Raw genomic sequence first — 1,242 nt, 5'->3', positions numbered from 1 at the left:
GTCGTAGGTAACGCGGCTGAAGTTCTCTCGCGCCACTTCGTAAAGCGTCTGCTTGGTCAGGCCGGCGTCGGAAAATGCCGTCGACTTGACCAAGGGTGCCGTCAAAACGCGATCGCCAAACAGCGAGCGAAGGAAGCCGACGATCTGCGTCTGTGGCCCGTCATTGGGCTCGTAACGCGTGATCAGGTAACGCATGAAATCGAAATTCAGCTCGCCACCCGCCTCACGCACCACCGACAGCAGATCGGCGGTCATGAATAGGAACTGGCTCATCGAGGCGACGTCGAGCATCTGCGGGTGAATGGTCACCAGCACGGAGGTCGCAGCACAGAGCGCCGATAGCGTCAGGAAGCCGAGCTGCGGCGGGCAGTCCATGACAACGACGTCATACTCGTCGGCAACAGTCTGCAGCGCCTCCTGCACCCGGGCAAAAAACATCGCCTTGCTGTCGCCAGCCTGGCGCGCCGCCAGCATCTGCGGCGTGGTGTGCTCGAACTCCTGGAGTTCGAGATTTCCCGGCACAAAGTCGAGCCCGTCGAAATAGGTACGGCGGATGATCTCGGAGAGCGGCCGACGCTCCTCGTCGTAACGGATCGCGCCATAAAGCGTGTCGTTGCCATCGAGGTCTAGCTCGGGCTGGTAGCCGAGCAGCGCCGACATCGACGCCTGCGGATCGAGGTCGATGGCAAGCACGCGGTAGCCGGCGAGCGCCAGATGCTGGGCGAGATGCGTGCTGGTGGTGGTCTTGCCCGAGCCGCCCTTGAAGTTGGTGACGGCGATCACCTGCATATGCTCGCCGCGCACGGCGTCGCGCCGCGGCAGGTAATGCCGCGCCTTGGTCGGATTCTGCTCGGCGAGATGCCGACGCAGCCCGTTGATGTCGTCGAGCGCGTAGTAGCGACGCCCCCCTGCCCCGGTCTCCGGCTGCGGGCCTTCGCCGGCGATGGAGAGCTGGCGCAGATAGCCGTCAGTGACGCCGATCAGACGCGCCGCCTCGCCGCTCGAAAACTTGCGCAAGACCTTCTTCGAGGTCGGCGAAAACAGCCGGTCGCGCATCGCTTGCAATTGCGCCGACAACATCTCGGCGTCGCGCGCAATGGCACGATCGGTCGCCACGACCTCGGCCTCTTCGCTCGCGTTTTCCGCCCGTGCTTGAACTGCCCCTACCAAGTCTTTAGTCCCCTCTCGCCATCCAGCACCGGTCGCTCGCGACCCGCCGTCAGGCTTCGTTAAGATTTATGC

The 1,242-nt window shown here is 63.7% G+C and carries 1 protein-coding gene; it reads right to left on the bottom strand.

The features are described 5' to 3' along the window. The coding region (gene repA / locus AC1DUU_RS32385) for a plasmid partitioning protein RepA (RefSeq protein ID WP_476787380.1) at nt 1-1,116 on the bottom strand (1,116 nt) is incomplete at its 3' end. Nucleotides 1,117-1,242: the final 126 nt, after the last annotated feature.

Source organism: Aminobacter sp. P4_H6_2 (assembly GCF_056400805.1).
Note: the sequence above shows the minus strand (reverse complement) of the source record. Positions and strands in the feature narration are given on the sequence as shown.